General features: G+C 66.5%; 17 protein-coding genes. 4 read left to right on the forward strand and 13 right to left on the reverse strand.

What is annotated here, in order from left to right:
- Positions 1 to 109: 109 nt before the first annotated feature.
- Complete coding sequence (locus F3J19_RS10020) at positions 110 to 1393, reverse strand: EAL domain-containing protein (RefSeq protein ID WP_240158881.1); 1284 nt, start codon at positions 1391 to 1393, stop codon at positions 110 to 112.
- Between the two features lie 421 nt (positions 1394 to 1814).
- On the opposite strand from F3J19_RS10020, the gene F3J19_RS10025 reads away from it, so the two are divergent.
- Positions 1815 to 3629, forward strand: coding sequence for a sensor domain-containing phosphodiesterase (locus F3J19_RS10025; RefSeq protein ID WP_167040278.1), 1815 nt, complete (start codon positions 1815 to 1817; stop codon positions 3627 to 3629).
- Between the two features lie 101 nt (positions 3630 to 3730).
- Entirely contained in the window at positions 3731 to 5188 is a 1458-nt protein-coding gene (locus F3J19_RS10030; protein WP_167040280.1) for an HDOD domain-containing protein, read from the forward strand.
- 98 nt (positions 5189 to 5286) lie between these two features.
- Here F3J19_RS10030 and F3J19_RS10035 read toward each other — a convergent pair whose 3' ends face one another.
- The 12 genes from F3J19_RS10035 to hisQ all read right to left on the reverse strand — a co-directional run bounded on the left by F3J19_RS10035 (position 5287) and on the right by hisQ (position 18895).
- Positions 5287 to 6672: an EAL domain-containing protein gene (locus F3J19_RS10035; RefSeq protein WP_167040282.1), complete on the reverse strand. Its 1386-nt coding sequence runs from the start codon at positions 6670 to 6672 to the stop codon at positions 5287 to 5289.
- Between the two features lie 367 nt (positions 6673 to 7039).
- Positions 7040 to 7834, reverse strand: coding sequence for an ABC transporter substrate-binding protein (locus F3J19_RS10040; protein ID WP_167040284.1), 795 nt, complete (start codon positions 7832 to 7834; stop codon positions 7040 to 7042).
- A gap of 139 nt (positions 7835 to 7973) precedes the next feature.
- Entirely contained in the window at positions 7974 to 9140 is a 1167-nt protein-coding gene (gene astE / locus F3J19_RS10045) for a succinylglutamate desuccinylase (protein ID WP_240158867.1), read from the reverse strand.
- Complete coding sequence (astB, locus tag F3J19_RS10050) at positions 9124 to 10464, reverse strand: N-succinylarginine dihydrolase (RefSeq protein ID WP_167040470.1); 1341 nt, start codon at positions 10462 to 10464, stop codon at positions 9124 to 9126. The genes astE and astB overlap by 17 nt, the downstream gene beginning before the upstream one ends.
- Positions 10465 to 10476: 12 nt before the next feature.
- Positions 10477 to 11940, reverse strand: coding sequence for a succinylglutamate-semialdehyde dehydrogenase (astD, locus tag F3J19_RS10055; protein ID WP_167040286.1), 1464 nt, complete (start codon positions 11938 to 11940; stop codon positions 10477 to 10479).
- A gap of 2 nt (positions 11941 to 11942) precedes the next feature.
- Positions 11943 to 12980, reverse strand: a complete 1038-nt coding sequence (gene astA, locus F3J19_RS10060) for an arginine N-succinyltransferase (protein ID WP_167040288.1) — start codon at positions 12978 to 12980, stop codon at positions 11943 to 11945.
- Entirely contained in the window at positions 12977 to 14029 is a 1053-nt protein-coding gene (gene aruF, locus F3J19_RS10065; RefSeq protein WP_167040474.1) for an arginine/ornithine succinyltransferase subunit alpha, read from the reverse strand. The genes astA and aruF overlap by 4 nt, the downstream gene beginning before the upstream one ends.
- Positions 14030 to 14132: 103 nt before the next feature.
- Positions 14133 to 15365, reverse strand: a complete 1233-nt coding sequence (locus F3J19_RS10070) for an aspartate aminotransferase family protein (protein ID WP_167040290.1) — start codon at positions 15363 to 15365, stop codon at positions 14133 to 14135.
- Positions 15366 to 15528: 163 nt separating this feature from the next.
- Positions 15529 to 16575 carry a GlxA family transcriptional regulator gene (locus F3J19_RS10075; protein ID WP_167040292.1) on the reverse strand — a complete coding sequence of 349 codons (1047 nt, stop codon included), beginning with the start codon at positions 16573 to 16575 and terminating at the stop codon, positions 15529 to 15531.
- Between the two features lie 28 nt (positions 16576 to 16603).
- The gene (locus F3J19_RS10080; RefSeq protein ID WP_167040293.1) at positions 16604 to 17395 is read right to left on the reverse strand and encodes an ABC transporter ATP-binding protein; all 792 of its coding nucleotides are present in this window, start codon (positions 17393 to 17395) and stop codon (positions 16604 to 16606) included.
- Between the two features lie 91 nt (positions 17396 to 17486).
- Positions 17487 to 18200, reverse strand: coding sequence for an ABC transporter permease (locus F3J19_RS10085; RefSeq protein ID WP_167040295.1), 714 nt, complete (start codon positions 18198 to 18200; stop codon positions 17487 to 17489).
- 5 nt (positions 18201 to 18205) lie between these two features.
- The gene (hisQ, locus tag F3J19_RS10090) at positions 18206 to 18895 is read right to left on the reverse strand and encodes a histidine ABC transporter permease HisQ (RefSeq protein WP_167040298.1); all 690 of its coding nucleotides are present in this window, start codon (positions 18893 to 18895) and stop codon (positions 18206 to 18208) included.
- A 459-nt stretch (positions 18896 to 19354) separates the two neighbouring features.
- On the opposite strand from hisQ, the gene F3J19_RS10095 reads away from it, so the two are divergent.
- Positions 19355 to 19693: a helix-turn-helix transcriptional regulator gene (locus tag F3J19_RS10095; RefSeq protein ID WP_167040300.1), complete on the forward strand. Its 339-nt coding sequence runs from the start codon at positions 19355 to 19357 to the stop codon at positions 19691 to 19693.
- Entirely contained in the window at positions 19683 to 20963 is a 1281-nt protein-coding gene (locus tag F3J19_RS10100; protein ID WP_167040302.1) for a HipA domain-containing protein, read from the forward strand. Before F3J19_RS10095 ends, F3J19_RS10100 begins: the two co-directional genes overlap by 11 nt.
- Positions 20964 to 20972 lie beyond the last annotated feature (9 nt).

Consider the following 20972-nt stretch of genomic DNA (forward strand, 5'->3'; position numbering starts at 1 on the left):
AACACGGATGCGCAACGCGCGTAAGCGGCGCGGCATGACGATAAGCGGATCGAAAGCATGCGAGGCCAACGAGGCGAGACCAGCGCGTCGGGCGGCCGGCCCCGGCCGCTCAGACCGCCGACTCGGCGACATGCACCCCGAACCACGCCGCCGCCGACAGATTCAGCTCCGACAGCACGCCGGGCGTGAGCGCCGCGAAGCCGGCCGCCGCGGCAAGCGGCGCGGCGTCGCCGCCCTCGCCCGCCACTTCGGCGATGCCAAGCAGCGCGCCGAGCTCGCCCGCGCGCGACACGATCGCCTCGCGAATCTGCGGCGCGAGCGCGAGCTTTTCGAGCACCGCGCGCGGCGTGCTGCCAAGCACCACGTGCACGAGCGAAAAAATTCCGGTCATGAACGCGGCGTCGGCGAAATCGCCGTCGGCCGGGTACAGCCAGCTCGCGGCCAGTTCCATGAAGCGCGAGCGCGTCGCGGCCAGTTGCACGAGCGGATCGGTGCGCCACGACCGGTCGCCGGTGTCCGCGTAGAGCAGCAGTTGCGCCCAGCGCGCGATCTGCCGCGTGCCGGTCGCGATGATCGCCTCGCGCAGCGACGAGATGGGGCGTCCGAGTCCGAACGCGCTCGAATTGACGAGGCGCAGCAGCTGCACGACCACGCTCGGGTTCAGCTTCAGTTCCGCTTCGAGCTCGAAGATGCCGGCGTCGCGCGAGAGCAGCGCGAGCAGCCGCAGCAGGCCCGGGCGCAACGAGCGGTTGCGCGGCGCGGCCAGCACCTGCGGCCGCGCGAAGAAATAGCCCTGGAACAGCTGGAAGCCGAGTTCCTGCGCGAGCGCAAAGTCCTCGCGCGTCTCGACTTTCTCGGCGAGCAGCGTCTTGCCGTGTCCGCGCAATATCGACGCAAGCTTGGCGAGCTTGTCGCGCGGGGTCTGCAACAGGTCGATCTTGACGATGTCGGCGTACGGCAGCATCGCGAACAGTTCGTCCGAGAGGTCCCTGACGTCGTCGAGCGCGATCTGGAAGCCCGCCTGACGCAATTCGACGAGACGGCGCGCAAGCGGCATGTCGAAGCGCACGGTTTCGAGAATTTCGAGCACGAAGCGCTCGGGCGGCATCAGATGGACGATGTCGCTAAAGAGCAGCCGGCGCTCGATATTGACGAAGCCGCGGTGCTGCCCGAGCACGGCCGGCACGCCGATCCCGCCGATCGTGCGCACCACCACCTGCGCGGTCATCTGGGTGTCGTCGCTGATTTCGGCGTAGTTGTGCGCGCCGGCGCGAAACAGCAGTTCGTAGGCGTGGAGCGCGCCGTGGCGGTCGAGAATCGGCTGGCGGCCCAGATAGACGTACTGCGCGTCATCCTGCGCAGCGGCCGCCGGCGTCGCGTCGCCAACAGGCAAGACCCCGGCGGAGCGGGCAAACGGCTCACTCACCTCGGCGTGCCGTGAGGCAGCTCCGGCGGCTCCGGCGGCCGCCCCGGAAGCGCGGCTGGCATCGGGCCCGGCAAGCGGCCTGGCCACAGGGCGTTCGAACATGATTCATCGGTGCAAGGTTCGGAAACTATGCAGCGGCGACGCCACGGCCGGCACTGCACAACGGGATTCCTCGTATTAACGGATGTAAAGCGGCCCCACTTTAGCCGAATCGTCCACGCGGCGGCATGAGGCAATCCGATACCGGGTGTTTTCCACGAGGGCCGCTAAAGATTTCGCGGCGCGGGTCGTTATCTCGTTCTGATGCGGCGGCCTGCTACTTTGCCGGCCGCCCGAGCCGGCGGACCCGCAGTTGCGCCGGCGGACGAACTCAGGTTGCCAGCGACACATGGAAGCGAACACGATCACCGCGCCCCGCCGGGGCTCCCTGCGCACGGTCATCGACCGGCTTCGCGCATTCGGCCGGCGCGCGGACGGCACACGGCAGAGCCCCCCCCACCGTGCCGTGCCACTGGAACAGGTGGTCGGCGCGGTCGACCTGCTCGCGCATGTCGACGACGCGCAGCGCTTCCTTTACGTTTCCGATGCGAGCCTGCGCTTTATCGGCTATCACCGCGAGTATCTGGAGACGATCACGCTGCACGAGCTCGTCGCGCCAGCCGACGTGCCGCGCCTCGACGCGCTGCTCGCGCGCGCGGCGGCTTCGGGCAACGTCGAGAAGGCGACGCTCGGGCTCATCAAGTCGCTGACCTATCCGATCACGGTCGAGTTGCGCGTCATGCGCAGCAGCCACGACGGCGTCGACGGCTTTGCGATCGCCGGCTTCGACGTCTCGGCCTGGCGCGCCACCGAGGAACGTCTGACCCAGGCGCTGCATCTGGACCGCCTGACGAGCCTGCCCAACCAGTCGGGCCTGCTACACGCGCTGATCGACGCGCAGCAGCAGGCCGACGCGCACGGCACGCCGGTCGCGCTGCTGCTGCTCGATCTCGACGACTATCAGCGCGTGAACCGCGCGCTCGGCTACGATGCCGGCGACGAGATGCTGCGCGACACCGCGCGGCGTCTCGTCAACATGACGAGCCCGAACGAATTGCTCGCACGCGTCGCGAGCGACGAGTTCGCGATCCTCGTCAAGCCGGCCGCGAACCGCACCGACGCGGCGGCCGCCGCCGAAGCGCTGGCGCGGCGCCTGTTGACCGCGATCCAGCAACCGTACGTGTTCAAGGGCCAGCAGGTGCATCTGTCGGCGAGCATCGGCATCGCGCTGTATCCGGACGTGCGGCACGCGAACGACACCGCGCTGCACGACACCCATCTGCTGCGCTGGGCCGACCACGCGCTCCTGCAGGCGAAAGCCGCGGGCGGCAACACGCTCGCGTTCTACGTGCCCGACGACAACCCGGCCGACGCCGAGCGCCTGAAACTCGAAGCCGATCTCTACGACGGCGTGCGCAACGGCGAGTTCTCGCTGCACTTCCAGCCGATCACGAGCAGCCGCTCGCACGGCGTGGTCGGCGTCGAGGCGCTGATCCGCTGGACTCATCCGGTGCATGGACTCGTGCCGCCGTCGATGTTCATTCCGCTCGCCGAGTCGATCGGTCTCATCAACTTCCTCGGCAACTGGGTGCTGAAGGTCGCCTGCATGCAGCTGATCCAGTGGGATGCGAAAGGCATCGCGCTGCAATACGTGGCCGTCAACGTGTCGCCGCAGCAGTTCCGCGACCCGCGCTTCAAGGACTCGGTGCGCGAGGCGCTGGAGCTGACCGGCATCGATCCGCGCCGGGTCGTCTTCGAGATCACCGAGAGTCTGCTGATGCACGACCCCGCGCACGCGACGGCGCTGCTCGAAGACCTCACCGCGATGGGTATCCGCTTCGCCGTCGACGACTTCGGCACCGGCTATTCGAGCCTCGCCTACCTGCAGCGTTTTCCGCTCGCCAAGCTCAAGATCGACCGGAGTTTCGTCGAGAATCTGCTAACCTCGCGAAACGATCAGGCCATCGTGAGCGCCGTCGTCGGGCTCGCGCAGACGCTCGATCTCGAACTCGTCGCCGAGGGCGTCGAAACGGAAGCGCAACGCACGCTGCTCACCGAGATGGGCTGCGATCACATCCAGGGCTGGCTCGTCTGCAAGGCGTTGCCGTCCGACGAACTCGCGCAGCGCTTCGAGGCGCGCACGCTTCGTCTGCACGGCACATAACGGACCATGCGGGCGCGGCACGCAGGCAACGCAAGCGCAACAGGCCGGCTTCACGCCGGCGCGGTACTCATTGGAACACGTATGGCTTTTGCGGGACTCACATGCTAAAGGCGGCAGTGCTCGACCGTCTCTGGACGCGAATGAGCGAGCGCGGCGATTTCCCGATGCTGTCGCAATCGCTGCGCACCACGATGGCGGCGATGAACAACGACGACCTCGACTTCACTGGCCTCGTGCAGGTGGTGCTGTCGGATTTCGCGCTGACGCAGAAAGTGCTGCGACTTGCGAACTCGGCCATGTACATGGCGTTCGGCGGCAACATCACGACGGTGTCGCGCGCGCTGATGGTGCTCGGCATGGATGCGGTCGGCCATCTCGTCGTCGGCCTGAAGATCGTCGATCACTTTCATCACAGCGCGCCGCGCCGCATCGACGCGAAACTCGAACTGAACCGCACGCTGCTGTCGGGCTGCGTCGCGCGCAAGCTGACCGAGCGCGGCGATCTGCGCGCCGGCGAGGAAGCGGTGGTCTGCACGCTGATGCGGCAGATCGGCAAGCTGCTGGTGGTGTTCTATCTCGACGCGGAGTGGGACCAGATTCGCCGCCACATCGACGGCGGCGCGCTCGAAACCGATGCGTGCGTGCTCGTGCTCGGCGTCACGTTCGAGGAAATCGGCGCGGAAGCCGCGGTGCGCTGGCGCCTGCCCGACATGATCCGTTCGGGCATGGGCGAATTCGATCCGCAGGACGTGACGCAGCCGCGCCAGGTGCAATGGCTGCGCGCCATCACGAACTACTCGACCGCGGTCGCCGACGTGCTCACGCAGCAGAACATGCCGGACTGGGAGCGCGAGGCGCGCATCGCCGAACTCGCGCAAAGCTATAGCGGTGCGCTGAACACGGACCCCGACGTACTGCAGCAGATGAGCATCGCGCTCGCGCGCGAGGAAGGCGGCGACGGCGTGATGCGCGAGATCGTCGAGCTGCGCGCGAATGCCGATGCGATCGCGCGCGAAGCCCTGACGCCGGAGGCCCGCATCGCAGTCGGCGTGAAGGATCTGCGCGATCTGCCCGCGGGCAGCCCGCTTGCGCCGGCGCTCGCGATGGCCGCGGAAACCGTGCTCGCCGGCCTCGGCTTTGCGCGCACGGTGGTATTCGTCAAGCACAGCAACGGCACGTTCAAGGCGCGCCTCGGTCTCGGACCGATGATCGACGCGGCCTTGCCGAAGCTCACGTTCAACGCCGCGTTCGAGCCCGACGTCTTTCATCTCGCGATTGCCAATTCGGTCGGCATCTTCATCGAGAACGCGCGCGATCCGAAGATGGTCGCGCGGCTGCCCGAATGGTTCCGCCGCTCGTTCGACGACACGCGCGCGTTCGTGCTGCTGCCGGTTGTCGACGAAACCGATCAGACCGTCGCCCTGCTCTACGGCGACTGGTCGCATACGCAGGAAGCACGCCGAATATCGCAGAAGGAAATGAGCGTGCTCAACGAACTGGCCCAGGAGTTAGGCCGTTTTTTCGGCCAGGGGCAGATGCGGGAAATGGAGACGATGTGAAGACGTGGCGCGATCGTTGAGCGCCTGCTTCGTTTCAAGCCGTTCCGGTGTTTGCCCGAAAACAGTTCCGCTGATGCAGGTGGCCTGAGCAGGCCCGCTCAGTCCTCGATCCGTTCGAGCCCTTGCGCGCTGCGATCCGCGACGCCGGCCCAGGCGGCGGCCGCGAGACCCATCTGCGCGATGTCTTCGAGTGCCAATGGCTGTAGACGCTCGCACAGTTCGGCGACGCGCTCCCATGCGCCGCTTTCGAGCGCTTCGATCGCGCTCAGCAACAGCCCCAGCGTCCCTTCGCGATGCAGGATCGCCGCCTGGATCGGCCGCGAAAGCGTGAGGACGTTCAGCGTCTTTTCGAGCGAGCCGCCGAACACCGCGTCGACGAACGAAAACACGCCGGTCAGGAATGCCGCGTCGGCTTCGTCGCGCCCTGCCTCGGGCATGCGCGCGATCGCCAGTTCCATGAAACGCGCGCGCGTCGCCGCGAGTTGCAGCAGCGGATCGTCTTCGAGCGCGACCTTGCGGCCGTCCGCGTAGAGCAGCAGTTGCGTCCAGCGCGCGATGCGATCGGTGCCGGTCGCGTTGATCGCTTCGCGCAGCGTCGTCACCTTGTGGCCGACCGCGAAGCCGCTCGAATTCGCGAGCTTCATCAGATGCATCACGAGCACCGGGTTCAGCTTCAGTTCGGCTTCGAGCTGCGCGACGCTCGGGTCGCCGCCGAGCAGTTGCAGCAGATTGAGCAGCGCGTGACGCGGCGCGCTGACACGGCGCGTGTCCGAACTCTGCGCACGCGCGAAGTAATAGCCCTGGAAGCGGTCGAAGCCGAGCCCGTGCGCCATATCGAAATCGGCCTGCGCGTCGAGACCCGACGCGAGCAGCAGCTTGCCCGCCGACTTCAGCACGCTCGCGAGCTTCGGCAGCAGCGCACGCGGCGCGCGCGCCACGTCGATCTTGACGACCTCGGCGTACGGCAGCAGCTTCGCGAAGGTTTCGTTGGGCTGCGTGACGTCGTCGAGCGCGAAGCGATAGCGGCGGCCATGCAGATAGACGAGGCGCGCGATCAACTCGGCGTCGACGTCCAGCGACGGCGGCAATTCGAGCATGAAGCGCTCGGCGGGCAATCTGAGGATCGCGTCGTCGAGCAGCAGTTCGCGGCTCACGTCGACATAGGCGGGATGGCCGGTCAGCGCGCCGCGCACCTCGCCTTGCACGAGGCCGCGAGCGATCGCGCGGGCGACACGTTGCGCGGGCGTCGGCGCGCGGCCGGGCAAGGTGTCGGCGTCCTGCGCTTTGTCCGTGGCTTTGTCCGCTTCTTCGTGTGCTGCTTCGTTTATTGCTTCGAGCGGCACTTCAGGCGCCCGCACCTTGATCTCGTAACCGCACAGCATGCCGTCCCGGTTCAGAATGGGCTGCCGCGCGAAGCTGGCGCTCAACGATGCGTCGTCGGTCGCGCCGCTCGGGCTATGAGTCTCGATTGCGATGATGGTCATTCCGGTCCCCGCTCGACGCCGCTGGCGCCTGGCCGCTGTTGTCCGGCGCTGTATGTGCGCCGTATTGTGTTTTGTGTTTTCGCCGTACTGTGCGCGTTTTTTATGACGCTCATGAGAGCCGCCGCGCGTGGCGTTATGCCCCGTGATTTTATCGCAGCCGTTCAGATGCCAGCATGCTTGCGAAGCCATTACCCGAAATATTAATCGACGGTCTTTCATTATTTCCACGCGGGCGACGAGCCTGATCGGCACGCCACGCAGCCGTGCGGAAACGCCAATGCAAACGGCCGCACATCGCTGTGCGGCCGTTCCTGGCGATGCTCGTCGCAGCCCCGCGCGTCGCGACTCCCGCGATGCGCAACGCCGCTTACTTCAGCACGACGTTCACGTCGAAGTACTTCGCGGCGAGGCGGTCGATCGTGCCGTCCGCCTTCAGTTCCTTCAGCGCGCCGTTCAGCGCGTCCTTCAGCGCCTTGTCGTTCTTGCGCACGCCGTAGCCGACGCCCGCGCCGAGCAGCTTCTCGTCGCTGACGGCCGGACCGGCGAACTCGAAGCCCGCGCCCTGCGGCTTCTTCAGAAAGCCCTTCGAAGCCGCTTCGGCATCCTGGAACGACGCATCGAGACGGCCCGAGACGAGGTCCGCGTAGATCTGGTCCTGCGTCTGATACGGCACGACGTCGACACCGGCCGGCGCCCAGCGCGCCTTCGCATAGGTTTCCTGGATCGTGCCCTGCAGCACGCCGACGTGCTTGCCCTTCAGCGATGCCGGCGTCGGCTGCAGACCGCTGCCCTTCTTCGCAATCATCTGGTTCGGGATCGTATAGATCGGATCGGTGAAGTCGATCGCCTGGCGACGCTGGTCGGTGATCGTCATGTCCGAGTTGATCGCGTTGAACTTGCGCGCTTCGAGTGCCGGGATCAGGCCGTCGAACGAGTTCTCGACCCACACGCATCTGGCCTTCAGCTTCGCGCACACGGCATTGCCGACGTCGATGTCGAAGCCCTGCAATTCACCGCTCGGCGACTTCGATTCGAACGGCGTATACGACGCCTCGACACCGAAGCGCACTTCCTTGATATCCGCCGCCGACGCGCTGCCTGCCGTCAGCGCCGCCGCCGCGAACAGCGCGAGCGCGGCCATGTTGGGCCAATTCATCTTCATTACGGGGGTTCCTCTACGGGGTTGACCAGGACGGAGCCTGACCGGCGCGGACAGCTTCGCCGCACGGAATGCGGCCGGCTCGCGCGGCCGGCGTGATGGTGCGAGCGCCGCGACGCCCGCGATTGTACACGGAACCTGTCTAGACAAGTCTGGACAGCGTGTCGGCGGTGGTTTCGATCACGAGCAGCCCGGCGCGCAAGCCGGGCTTGACGGTTGCGTTCGGAAACACGATGCGCTCTTCGTCGTGCCGAACCGTATAGCGATACTCGCCGTCGCGCGCGAGCAAGGTGCCCTGCGTGAACGGTGTGAAGTTCGGCACGTCGGGCGCTAGCAGCAGCTCGAAGGCATCGCTTTGCTTGGTCAGTTGATCGATCACGGTGAAGACGCGCGGCATGGCCGCGGGTGCGTCGGATTCCGTATCGGATTCCGCATCGGTTCGCTGATTCGTTGGCTGATGCGCTTGCGCGCCGACCCGCGTTCCGGCGAGCAGCGCGCGCACTGCGAGGTCGGCGCCCGCGAAACGCGTGAGGTCGTTCTCGCCGAACGGACGCACCTTGCCCAGTTCGAGTGTGCAAGCCTCGGCGCCGCACGCCTGCGCGGTGAAATGCGAATACGTGTTGCCCTTCGTCGTATGCAGCAGCACCGCGTCGATGCGCGCCTCGCCGAGCCATTCGAACATCGCACGCGAAAACGGCTTGCCGGTATGCGGCAGCAGCGCGAAACGCTCGAACGCGGAGGCGCGAATCGCCGTATGCATGTCGATGTGCCAGCGCGCGCCGGGCGCCTCGGACGCCGCCGCGAAGAAGCGCGTCGCGGCCGCTTCGAGCGCCGCCGCGCGCGGCGCTTCGTGGCTGTGCGGCAATTGCAGATGACGGCCGCTGAAGAGACGGTTCAGATCGTCGTCGCGATAACGAGAGCCGTCACGCATCGCATCGACGTTGCCGAGAATCACGAGCAGGCGGCACGCGAGCGCGGCACGGCCCCGCGCGAGATCGGCGATCATGCGCGAAAGCAGTTCGATCGGCGCGGTTTCGTCGCCGTGGACGCCGGCCGAGACCAGCACGCTGCGCGGGATGGCGGGTTTTCCGATGGAGCCGTGCGTGGCGGCTTGAGTCGACCTCTGCATTGGTGCCTGCGTCGGCTCCATCATGAGCACACCCTCGTCGAGCCATGACCAGTGCACGCCATTCGCGCACACGCCCTGCGCTTCATGCGCGGCAGGCCGCCTGCCCGCGAGCGTCCATGCGAGGAAATCGTCGAGCATCGGGATCGCGGCCGGCATCGTATGCTCAGCGCTGGAAGTCATAGAGCGAACCGAGGTCGAGAATCTGCGTCAGTTCATCGAGCGCGGTGCGCGATTCGACGAGCAGTTGCGGATCGGTCAGATCGGCCGGCGCGAGACGGTCGCGATAGTGCTTCTCGATCCACGCATCGAGGCGGCCGAACAGCGTGTCGTCGATCCATACGCCCGGCGCGACGGCCGCACGTTCGGTGTCGTCGAGCACGACGCGCAGACGCAAACACGCCGGACCACCGCCGTTCTTCATGCTCTCGCGCAGATCGAACACGAGCACTTCGTCGATCGGCCCGCGATGCGACGTCAGTTCGTCGAGATACGCGGCCACGCGCAGATTCTCGCGGCACTCCTGCGGCACCACGAGCACCTGCTTGCCGTCGGGACGCGTCAGCAACTGGCTGTTGAACAGATACGACGTCACGGCATCGGCAACGCCGACCTGCGCATCGGGCACTTCGATCACGTTGAAGCCCGCATGCAGGTGCGCGAGCTTCGAGCGCAGTTCGTCGTACACCGCGCTCTGTTCGACGAACGCGAGTTGATGGCAGAACAACGTGTTGCGATTGCCGACCGCGATCACGTCGTTATGAAACACGCCCGCGTCGATCACGTCCGGGTTCTGCTGCGCATAGACGGTCGCGGCTTCCTGCAAGCCATGACGATGCGCGACGGCGCGGCTCGCCTCGAAGGTCTGACGCGCCGGATAACGCTTCGGCTCCGGCCCGCGACGATACTCGCTGCGGCCGTACACAAAGAATTCGACGCCGCGCGCGCTGTATTGCTCGCAAAAGCGCGTGTGGTTCGCGGCACCTTCATCGCCAAGCGCGGGCGTGCCGGGCAGCGCCTCGTGCACGACGAAACGGTCGGTATCGCTAAACATCGCGCGCAGCGTGCGGCGCGTCGACTCGTGCTCGATCGCGCGATGCAGCTTGCTGCACAGATTGGCCGGCGTGAAATGCACGCGGCCGTCGTGCGTATCGGCCGACGGGCTCACGGTCGCCGCGTTGGCGGTCCACATCGCCGAGGCCGAACTCGCGGCGGCCAGCAACTCGGGCGCGTTCTGCGCGACACGGGCGATGACCGAAGCGTCGTCGCCGGAAAAGCCGAGTTCGCGCAACAGCCGCATCGAGGGACGCTCCTGCGGCGGCAACACGCCCTGATGAAAACCGAGGTCGGCCAACTGCTTCATCTTGCGCAGACCCTGGCGCGCGGCGGCCTTCGGATTCGCGACCGACTTCTCGTTGTTCTGCGACGCGACATTGCCGAACGAGAGCCCCGCATAGTTGTGAGTCGGGCCGACCAGGCCGTCGAAATTGGCTTCAGTGGCTTGCAGCATCGTCGATCCTTAGAATTGAAGGCCCGGCGAGACGCTCGCGGGCATATGCAGTTGCGCGCTCTCGACCGAGGCCATCGGGTAGGCGCAGTAGTCGGCCGCATAGTACGCGCTCGGCCGGTGATTGCCCGAGCGGCCCGGACCGCCGAACGGCGCACCCGACGAAGCGCCGTTGGTCGGCCGGTTCCAGTTGACGATGCCCGCGCGGATCGTGCGCTGGAAATGCGTCCACAGGGCTTCGTCGTCGGCGAGCAGGCCCGCCGAGAGACCGAATTCGGTATCGTTCGCCTGTTCGAGCGCGGCGTCGAAGTCGCGGTAGCGGATGATCTGCGCGAGCGGGCCGAAGTGCTCCTCGTCGGGCAGATCCTGCACGCCGGTCACGTCGAGAATCGCGGGCGTGACGAAGCCGAGCTGCGGATCGCGTTGCGCCATTTTCAGCAGCGCCTTCGCGCCGCGCGCAAGCAGATTTTCCTGCGCGCTCATCAAACGCGAGGCCGCGCGCGCCGACACGACAGCCCCCATGAACGGCTGCGGCTCGGCATCGTATTCGCCGACGCCAATGCGCGCGCTCACTTCAGTCAGGCGCGCGAGGAAGCGCTCACCGAACGCATCGTCGGGCACGAAGATGCGGCGCGCGCAGGTGCAGCGCTGCCCCGCCGACAGAAACGCCGATTGAATCGTGTGATGCACGGCGGCGTCGAGGTCCGCCACGGGCCCGATCACGAGCGGATTGTTGCCGCCCATCTCGAGCGCAAGCACGATCTCGGGCCGGCCGCCGAACTGTTTGTGCAGCAATGTTCCGGTATCCGAACTACCGGTGAAGAACAAGCCGTCGATCTGCCGGTGATTCGCCAGCGCGATGCCGGTGTCTTTCTCGCCCTGCACGAGATTGAGCACGCCGGCGGGCAAGCCCGCGTCGCGCCAGATCTGCACGGTGAGCGCGGCAACGCCGGGTGCGAGTTCGGACGGCTTGAACACGACCGCGTTACCCGCGATCAACGCAGGCACGATATGCCCGTTCGGCAGATGGCCCGGGAAGTTATACGGGCCGAACACGGCCACCACGCCATGCGGACGATGCCGCAGCACCGCGGTGCCATCGGCCATCGCCGAGCGTTTTTCGCCGGTGCGTTCGTTGTACGACTGGATCGAGATCTCGACCTTCGCGGCCATCGAGGCCGCTTCGGTACGCGCTTCCCAGAGCGGCTTGCCGGTCTCGCGGCCGATCGCTGCGGCGAGCGCTTCCTTGCGCTCGGTCACGAGCGCGGCGAAGCGGCGCACCACCGCGCAGCGCTCGTCGAGCGTCAGCGCCGACCATGCCGCGAATGCGCGCCGCGCGCTGCGTACCGCGCGATCGACGTCGTCCGCCGAGGCGCTGTTGCCTTGCCACACCACCGCGCCCGTGCCGGGGTTGCGCGATGCGAATGCGGGTCCGATGCCGGCAGCCCAGCCGCCGTCGATAAAAAGCTCGCTCATAATCATCCCTGTTTGTGTTTCGACGGCAGCACCCGCAGCGGATCGCCGGCCTTGACGCCGAGCGCGGCGGCCTCGGCGGCGCTCAGGCGGAACCCGCCTGCGTGCGGCACGCCCGCCACCACGCCGACGCGAAAATCGCCGAGCGACGTATTCGATACCATCGACTTCGCTCCGTCCTGCGCGGCGGGTTCCGCAGCCTCGCCGATTTCGGCCGCGACCACCACGCTCTCGCGCACGGTGCGCAGATCGGCAATATGGCATTCGAGCACCGGGCCCGCGTCGAAGATATCGACGTGATTCTCGTAGCGCAGCCCTTCCGCTTCGAGCATGCGGCGCGCGGGAATCGTGTCGCTATGCGTGAGGCCGACGCAGCGCTGCGCCTCTTCGGACAGCAACTCGACGTACACCGGATAACGCGGCATCAGCTCGGCGAGAAACGCCTTGCGGCCATGCGAACTCAGATAATCGGCCGCGTTGAAATCGATCTGGTAGAAATGCGAGCCGACCGCGCGCCAGAACGGCGAGGTGCCTTCCGCGTCGAAATGGCCGCGCATCTCCGCGCATAGACGCTGCGGAAAACGCTCGCGAAACTGCGCGAAAAACATGAAGCGCGAGCGCGACAGCAGACCGCCGACGCCGCTCGCGCGATAACGCGGGCTCAGAAACAGCGAGCACACCTCCGCATAGCCGGTGAGGTCATGAGAAATGTTCAGCGCATGCATGCGCGTCCAGATGCCGAGGTCCTGGCTCGCATGCACGACCGTGCTCACGCGATAGTTGTAGAACGGCTGCCGCAGCCCCACCGCCGTTTCGATGCCGCACACGCCGGCTATGTCGCCGGTCGCCGTGTCTTCCATCACGAAGAAGTAGCCGGCCTCGTGCGGCTCGGCCCGGTCTTCCAGCGTGCGGCGCGCGCGTTCGACGCGTGCCGCGAGCGCATCGCGGTCCGGCTTGAAGGTGGTCAGGCCCGGCCCGGTTTCCTGCGCGAGCCGCATCAGCGCATCCACATCGCCTCGTTGCACCACGCGAACGACGATCATTGCGCTTCTCCCGAATGTTCATCCTGCGGCTGATGCAGCGGCACGCAGCGCACCGCGTCGCCTTCGCGCACGCCGAGCGCGGCGCGCGCCGCCTGCGACAAGGCGGCGCCCGACGCCTTGCCCGGCGCGAGTTCGCCGAGCACGCAGCGGAACGCGCCGTCGGCGCCGTTGTGCGCGATCAGGTACGTTTCGCCGCGCGGCGCGGGCGCCTCGCGCACGACGCGCGTTTCGTTGTGCTTCACGCTGACACTGCGATCGACCTGCGCGGTCAGGACCGGACCCGCGTCGAAAATGTCGACGTAGCGATCGGTCTCGAAGCCTTCCTCGAGATGAATCTCGTAGGCGAGCAGCGCGTTCGCATCGGGCTCGCCGAGCACGCGCTGCGCCGCTTCGGGCAACAGCGGCACATAGATCGGATAGGTCGGCATCACTTCGGCAATGAACGTGCGGCTGCGGCCGCCCGATTCGATTTCGATGTCGGCGAAATCGCGGCCGAAGAACTTGCGCCCCACCGCTTCCCAGAACGGCGACACGCCGTTCTCGTCGGTGACGCCGAGCAGTAGCGAGAACACCTCGGGCGTGAAGCGCTTGCGATTCGCGGCGATGTACATCATGCGCGCACGCGACATCAGCTGCGCGGCGGCATCGCCGCGCAGCGACGGGTCGATGTAGTAGCCCGCGAGCCGGCTCTTGCCGGTCAGCTCGTGCGACATCGTCAGCGCGTGAATCTTGCGGTTCACGTGCAGTTCGCGCGACGCATGAATCAGCGCGTCGTTGCGAAACGCGTAGAACGGGTCCGCATAACCGGCCGCCGCGACGATGCTCGCGGTGCCCATGAGCTTGCCGCTCGCCGGGTCTTCGAGCACGAACAGATAGAACTCCTCGCCCGGAAAATCGACTTCCGCGCGAAACGAGTCTTCCGACAGCGCGACGCGCGCTTCGAGCGCGCGCCGGTCGTGCGGCAGCGAATGCAGCACCGGCTGCGCGGTGCGCGCCATATGTTCGAGCGCATCGAGATCGGCGAGGCGGCCTGGACGTACGAATAGCATCATCGTTCCTGTTGAATGTGACGCATGATCCGCTGCGGGTGCATGTGCATGTGCGTGTGCGTGTCCGAGAGCGTGTCGTTATGCATGAACGCGTGGCCGTGGATCAGTGCGAGGCGGCCTGGGCCGTGCCGACGAGTTCGCCGAACGCCTTCTCGAGACGCGCGAAGCCTTCGGCCATGTCGTCGAGCGGCATGATCAGCGACGGCACGAAGCGCAGCACGTCCGGCCCCGCCATCAGCATGATGACGCCATGCTGGCCGGCCGCGGTGACGAAATCCTTCGCGCGCCCCCTGTACGTGTCGTTCAGTTCGGCGCCGATCAGCAGCCCCTTGCCGCGCACTTCGGTGAAAAGCCCGAAGCGCTCGTTGAGCTTCGCGAGGTGGCCCTTCAGCGTCGCGCCGCGCGAGCGCACGCCTTCGAGCAGCTTCGGGTCGCTGACGAGCTCGACCACTTTTTCCGCGATCGCCGAGCCGAGCGGATTGCCGCCGTAAGTCGTGCCATGCACGCCGACCTTGAAATGCGCGGCGAGCTCCTGGGTGGTCAGCATCGCGCCGATCGGGAAGCCGTTGCCGAGCGCCTTCGCGGTGGTCAGGATATCCGGCGTCACGCCCGTGTCCTGGTACGCATAGAAGTAGCCGCTACGGCCCACCCCGGTTTGCACTTCGTCGAAAATCAGCAGCGCGTCGTGCTGGTCGCATGCTTCGCGCAGTACCTTGAGGAACGCCGGGTCGGCCGGGATCACGCCGCCTTCGCCCTGGATCGGCTCGACGATCACCGCACAGGTCTGTGCGCCGATTGCCTTCTTCGCCGCCTCGATGTCGTTGTACGGCAGATGCGTGATGCCGGCCGGCACCGGGCCGAAGCCTTCCGAGTACTTCGGCTGGCCGCCGACACTGACCGTGAACAGCGTGCGGCCATGGAACGACTGCGCAAACGAGATAATTTCGGCTTTCTGCGCGCCGTGGCGGTCGAACGCGACGCGGCGCGCGAGCTTGAGCGCCGCCTCGTTCGCCTCGGCGCCCGAGTTGGCGAAGAACGCGCGGTCGGCGAAGGTCAGGTTTTCGAGGCGCTTCGCAAGGCGCAGCACCGGCTCGTTCGTGTAGCCATTGCCGATGTGCCAGAGCTTGCCGCCCTGCTCGTGCAGCACCTTCAGCAGCTCGGGATGCGCATGACCGAGCGCGGTCACGGCGATGCCGCCGGCGAAGTCGATATAGTCGCGGCCTTGCGTGTCCCAGACGCGCGAGCCGAGACCGCGATCCGGTACGAAGGCGGCGGGGGAAAACACCGGCACCATGACTTCGTCGAAGGTCTGTCGTGTCACAGTCAGGTCGTTCATGGCAAATCCTCTCACGGGTAACGGGTAACGGGTAACGGGTAATACAGCTAGTGTAGGAAACCACGCGCGATACGTCTTGCGCATACGCGACGCTTTCCATGCGGTTCCACGCGCGGCGGCCGCTGCCGGGAATCTGCCTCGCCGCCGCCGCGGCCGGCCGCGCTCAATCCGCCTCGGGCCGCTCGATCATCGCGGCCGGCCGCGGCTCGCTGCCCGCGCCGCCGTGCGCGCCGGTCTGCCGGTCGATCCAGTTGCGGCGATCCTCGCGCGGCGTGACGCCGAAACGCTCGCGATACGCGTTCGAAAAATGCGCCGCCGACGCAAACCCGCACGCGAGGCTGATCTGCACGACCGATTTGCTGGTGCGCTGCAATTGCGTACGCGCCTTCGACAGCCGCAGCCCCAGATAGTATTTGGACGGCATCGCGCCGAGATACTGGCGAAACAGCCGCTCCAGTTGCCGCCGCGAGACGCCGACGAGGCCGGCGATTTCATCGGTCGTGAGCGGGTCCTCGATGTTCGCCTCCATCAGCAGCAACGCGTCGTTCAGGCGCGGATGGCGCTCGCCCGGCGCGGTCACGAACGGAATGCGCTGACGCACCTCGCCGTTGCGCAACACTCCGACGCCGAGCGTATCGGCAATGCGTTCCGCGAGTTCGGGACCATGCTCGCGGCCGATCATCGCGAGCATGAAATCGACGCTCGCCTGGCCGCCCGCGCAGGTCGCGCGATCGCGGTCGATCTCGAAGATCTGCTGCGTGACGATCGAGCGCTCGAATTGTTCGGAGAACTGCTGATAGGTTTCCCAGTTCACGCTGACGCGATAGCCGGACAACTGCCCCGCCATGGCGAGCCACCACACGCCATGATGAATGCCAGTGACGAGCGGCGTGCGCCGGCCGACGCGCGCGAGGCTCGCGAGAAACAGACGATAGTCGGCGAACTGCTGAAAGCGCTCGCTGACGACGATGAGCCAGTCGCACGCGATCGCGTCGCCGAACGCGGCATCGGCGGGCCATTGCGCGCCGCCCGCGAGCGGCACCGCGCGGCCGTCCCACGAACAGACCTGCACGCGGTACAGCGCGCGGCCGTCGATTTCGTTGGCGAGATTGAGCACGTCGACAATAGGCCCGACGCCCGACATCGACACGGGCGGCAATGCGACGATCGCGACCTGCGTCGTGCGAGCCGGGCTGGACGGGCGGGCCATCGGTTACCGCTGCAAAGCGCGCGGCACGTTACTTCAGGCTGCCGGAGAGGAACTGCCTGAGGCGCTCGCTGCACGGCGCGCTCAGCACCTCGGCGGGATCGCCCTCTTCCTCGGTGCGGCCCTGGTGCAGAAACATCACATGGTTCGAGACGTTGCGCGCGAAGCCCATTTCGTGCGTGACGACGACCATCGTGCGGCCTTCCTCGGCGAGCTTCTGCATGACCTTCAGCACTTCGCCGACGAGTTCGGGGTCGAGCGCGGAAGTCGGCTCGTCGAACAGCATCACGTCCGGGTCCATCGCGAGCGCGCGCGCAATCGCAACGCGCTGCTGCTGGCCGCCCGACAGATGCGACGGGTACTGCTTCTCGACGCGTGGCGCAAGCCCGACCTTCTCGAGATATTCGCGCGCCCGCTCCTCGGCGTCCTTGCGCTTCAGACCGAGCACATGAATCGGCGCTTCGATCACGTTCTCGAGCACGTTCATGTGCGCCCACAGGTTGAAGTGCTGGAACACCATCGCGAGCTTCGTGCGGATGCGCTGCAACTGCCTGTGATCGGCGACTTCGAGATTGCCGGCGCGATCGGTCTTCGTCTTCACCGCCTCGCCGTCGACGATGATCTGCCCGGCGTTCGGCCGCTCCAGAAAGTTGATGCAACGCAGGAAGGTGCTCTTGCCCGAACCGCTCGCGCCGATGATGCTGATTACGTCGCCCTTGTTCGCGTTGAGCGAGACGCCCTTGAGCACTTCGTTGTCGCCGTAGCGCTTGTGGATGTCCTGCGCGGCGAGCTTGCAAGCTTCGGTTTGGGTGGTATGGAGCAAGATGCTCTCCCAGTGAAAATACGGATCAGTCTGGTGCGAACGCCGCCTTGCCGAAGCGCGCGGCGCCCGATGCCATAGCGTCAACGCGCGCTCAATGCGTACGCACCGCGAGATACGCAAGCCAGCGCCGCTCGGCGCGCCGGAACAGCGCCACCAGCGCGAACGACACGACGAGATAAATCAGCGCCGCGAGCCCGAATGCGTTGAACGACTGGTAGGTCGCCGAGTTCGCGTCGCGCGCGACCTTCAGGAGGTCGGGCACCGTGGCCGTGAACGCGACCGTGGTCGCGTGCAGCATCAGGATCACCTCGTTACTGTACAACGGCAGGGCCCGGCGCAGCGCGGACGGTATCACAATGCGCCGGTACATCGTGAACCCGCTCATGCCGTAGGCGCGCGCCGCTTCCACTTCGCCGTGCGAGGTCGAGCGGATCGCGCCGGCGAAAATCTCGGTCGTGTACGCGCAGGTGTTCAGTGCGAACGCGAGGATCGCGCAGTGAAAGCCGCTGCGAAAGAACGCGTCGAGCAGACTGTGCGCGCGCACGAACGCGAGACTGTACACGCCGGTGTAGATCAACAGCAGTTGCACGTAGAGCGGCGTGCCGCGAAACACGTAGGTGTAGAGACGCACCGGCGTCGAGAGCCAGCGCTTCTTCGAGACGCGCGCGACCGCGAGCGGCACCGCGCACACGAAACCGATCGCGATCGACGCGACCAGCAGCCACAGCGTGACCGCGAGACCCGAGATGCGCTGGCCGTCCCAGAACAGGTACGCCTGCCAGAATTGCGTGAGGATGTCGAGCATGGCGTTCAAAGCTCCGCGTGCCGCACGCCGGTCGAATAGCGGCGGTTCAGCCAGATCAGTACGAGGTTCGAGACCGTGGTGATCGCCAGATAGATCAGCGCGGCGACGAGGATGAAGAAAAACATGTTGAAGGTGCTCTTGCCCGCGTCCTGCGCAGCCTTGACGACGTCGGCGAGACCGATGATCGAGACGAGCGCGGTGGCCTTCACGAGCACCTGCCAGTTGTTGCCGATGCCGGGCAGCGCGAAGCGCATCATCTGCGGGAACAGGATCCGCGTGAATACGCGCACGCCGCTCATGCCGTACGCGCTGCCCGCTTCGAGCTGGCCGCGCGGCACCGCGAGAAACGCGCCGCGAAAAGTCTCGGTGAAGTACGCGCCGTAGATGAAGCCGAGCGTCAGCACGCCGGCCACGAACGGATCGATGTCGAACTGCGGCAGATCGAGCGCGTCGGTGACGTCGTTGACGGCCATCTGGATGCTGTAGAACAGCAGCAGCATCAGCACGAGGTCGGGCACCGAGCGGATCAGCGTCGTGTAGCCGGTCGCGATGGCCCGCAAGGGCCGGTTGAACGAAAGTTTCGCCGCCGCGCCCGCGAGACCGAGCAGCACGGCGGCCGCCAGCGACAGAACGGACAGCTCGATCGTCTGGAGCGTGCCGGCGAGCAGCACGGGACCAAAGCCGTATAGGAACACGCGTGTCTCCATCGAGGTTTTGTTGAATTGGCACGGCTCGCGGCGGCTTCGTGGCCTGCGCGTTGCTCCGGCATGGCGCGCAGTCTCGCAAGCGAAAATCAATTTCTCAAACAGAGGGCCGGCGTCCTGCTGCGTCGCAGCATTGCACGAATCGGCGCCTCGCACCGCCCGGGGCGCCCGGTTTTACAAGGGATGGGGTTTTGTCAGGCGCGGCGCATGCGTTGAGCCGTGCTGCGATTTCGCAAGTTTGGGGTCGCTTTTTCGATAGCCCGCGCGAGGGTCGCCACCTCGCCCATTCCAGGCGATACCGGCAGAGATGACCCATATATGAGCCATAAAGGGCCTTTGCGACTCATATACGAGTCATTCATTGTTTTTTCTCGGATAAGAACCCATAATGGCTCACAGATGAGTCACGAAGGCCCTTTACGACTCATATATGAACCACTTCACGTTTCCATGGCCACTCCCGCCACCCGTGCCGCCTCGCGTTACAGCCTCGACGCCGCGCGTCTGCTCGGCCAGCTGATCCGCCGCGCGCGGCTCGAGCGCAAGATCACCGCGGCGCAACTGGCCGAGCGCGCCGGGCTGTCGCGCAGCCTCGTCCAACGCATCGAGAAAGGCGACCCGCGCTGCTCGATCGGTGCGGTGTTCGAAGCCGCGGCGGTCGTCGGCGTCCGTCTGTTCGACGCCGACCCGTCGGGTCTCAGCGCCGCCCTGCGCGCCAACGCCGAACTGTTGACGCTGCTGCCACGCGCTGTGCGCGCACCTCGCATCGAAGCCCGAGATGACTTCTGATTCCGCCTACAACGAAGCCTTCGTGTGGACCTGGCTGCCCGGCGCGACCGAGCCGGTGGTGGCCGGGCGCCTCGTCGCGGCCGGCGAGCAGATGCTGTTCAACTACGGCCAGAGCTACCTCGCGCGCGAACATGCGATCCCGCTCTACGATCCCGAGCTGCCGCTGCGGCGCGGCACGCTGCCACTGCTCAACGGCCTGACGATGCCCGGCTGCATCCGCGACGCGGCGCCGGACGCGTGGGGCCGGCGCGTCATCATCAATCGCAAGCTCGGCACGCGTGGCGCGCAGATCGATACCGGCGAGTTCGACGAGATGACCTATCTGCTGGAATCGGGCTCGGACCGCATCGGCGCGCTCGATTTCCAGCTCTCGCCCACCGAATACGTGCCGCGCGAAACCGCCACCGCCTCGCTCAGCGATCTGCAGAACGCGGTGGCGAGCGTCGAGCGCGGCGTGAAGCTGAGCCCCGATCTCGAGCGCGCCCTGTTTCACGGCAGCTCGATCGGCGGCGCGCGGCCGAAGGCGATGATCACGACGCCCGAGCGCAAGTTCATCGCGAAGTTTTCCTCGCAGGGCGACGTGTACAGCGTCGTGAAGGCCGAATACATCGCGATGCGCCTCGCGGCCGCGGCCGGCATCGACGCCGCGCCGGTCACGCTCGAACACGTCGGCGGTAAGGACGTGCTGCTCATCGAGCGCTTCGACCGCGCGCTCGGCGAGCACGGCTGGCAGCGCCGCGCCATGGTGTCGGCGCTCACGCTGTTCGAACTCGACGAAATGATGGCGCGCTATGCGAGCTACGAGGAATTCGCGACGCTGATCCGTCATCGCTTCACGAATCCGGCCGCGACGCTCAGACAGCTCTTCGCGCGCCTCGTCTTCAACGTGCTGTGCGGCAATACCGACGATCACGCGCGCAATCACGCCGCCTACTGGAACGGCCGCGAGCTGACACTCACGCCGGCCTACGACATCTGCCCGCAGGCGCGCGCGGGCAACGAAGCGACCCAGGCGATGCTGATCGTCGGCGACGACCGTTTCAGCCGCATCGACACCTGCCTGAAGGCCGCGCCGCTCTTCCTGCTCGCGCACGACGAAGCCGTGGCGCTCGTGCGCCGGCACATCGAGGTGATTCTCGAACACTGGGACGCAGTGTGCGCCGACGCGCAACTGAGCGAGGTCGAACGCGAATTGATGTGGCGGCGCCAGTTTCTCAATCCGTTCGCTCTCGAAAGCGCGCCGCCCGCGCTCGCAGCGCTGCTGGACTAAACGCGCCGG

Origin of the sequence: Burkholderia sp. Ax-1724 (assembly GCF_011752995.1) — a bacterium.
In the GTDB taxonomy this organism is placed as follows: Bacteria; Pseudomonadota; Gammaproteobacteria; order Burkholderiales; family Burkholderiaceae; genus Paraburkholderia.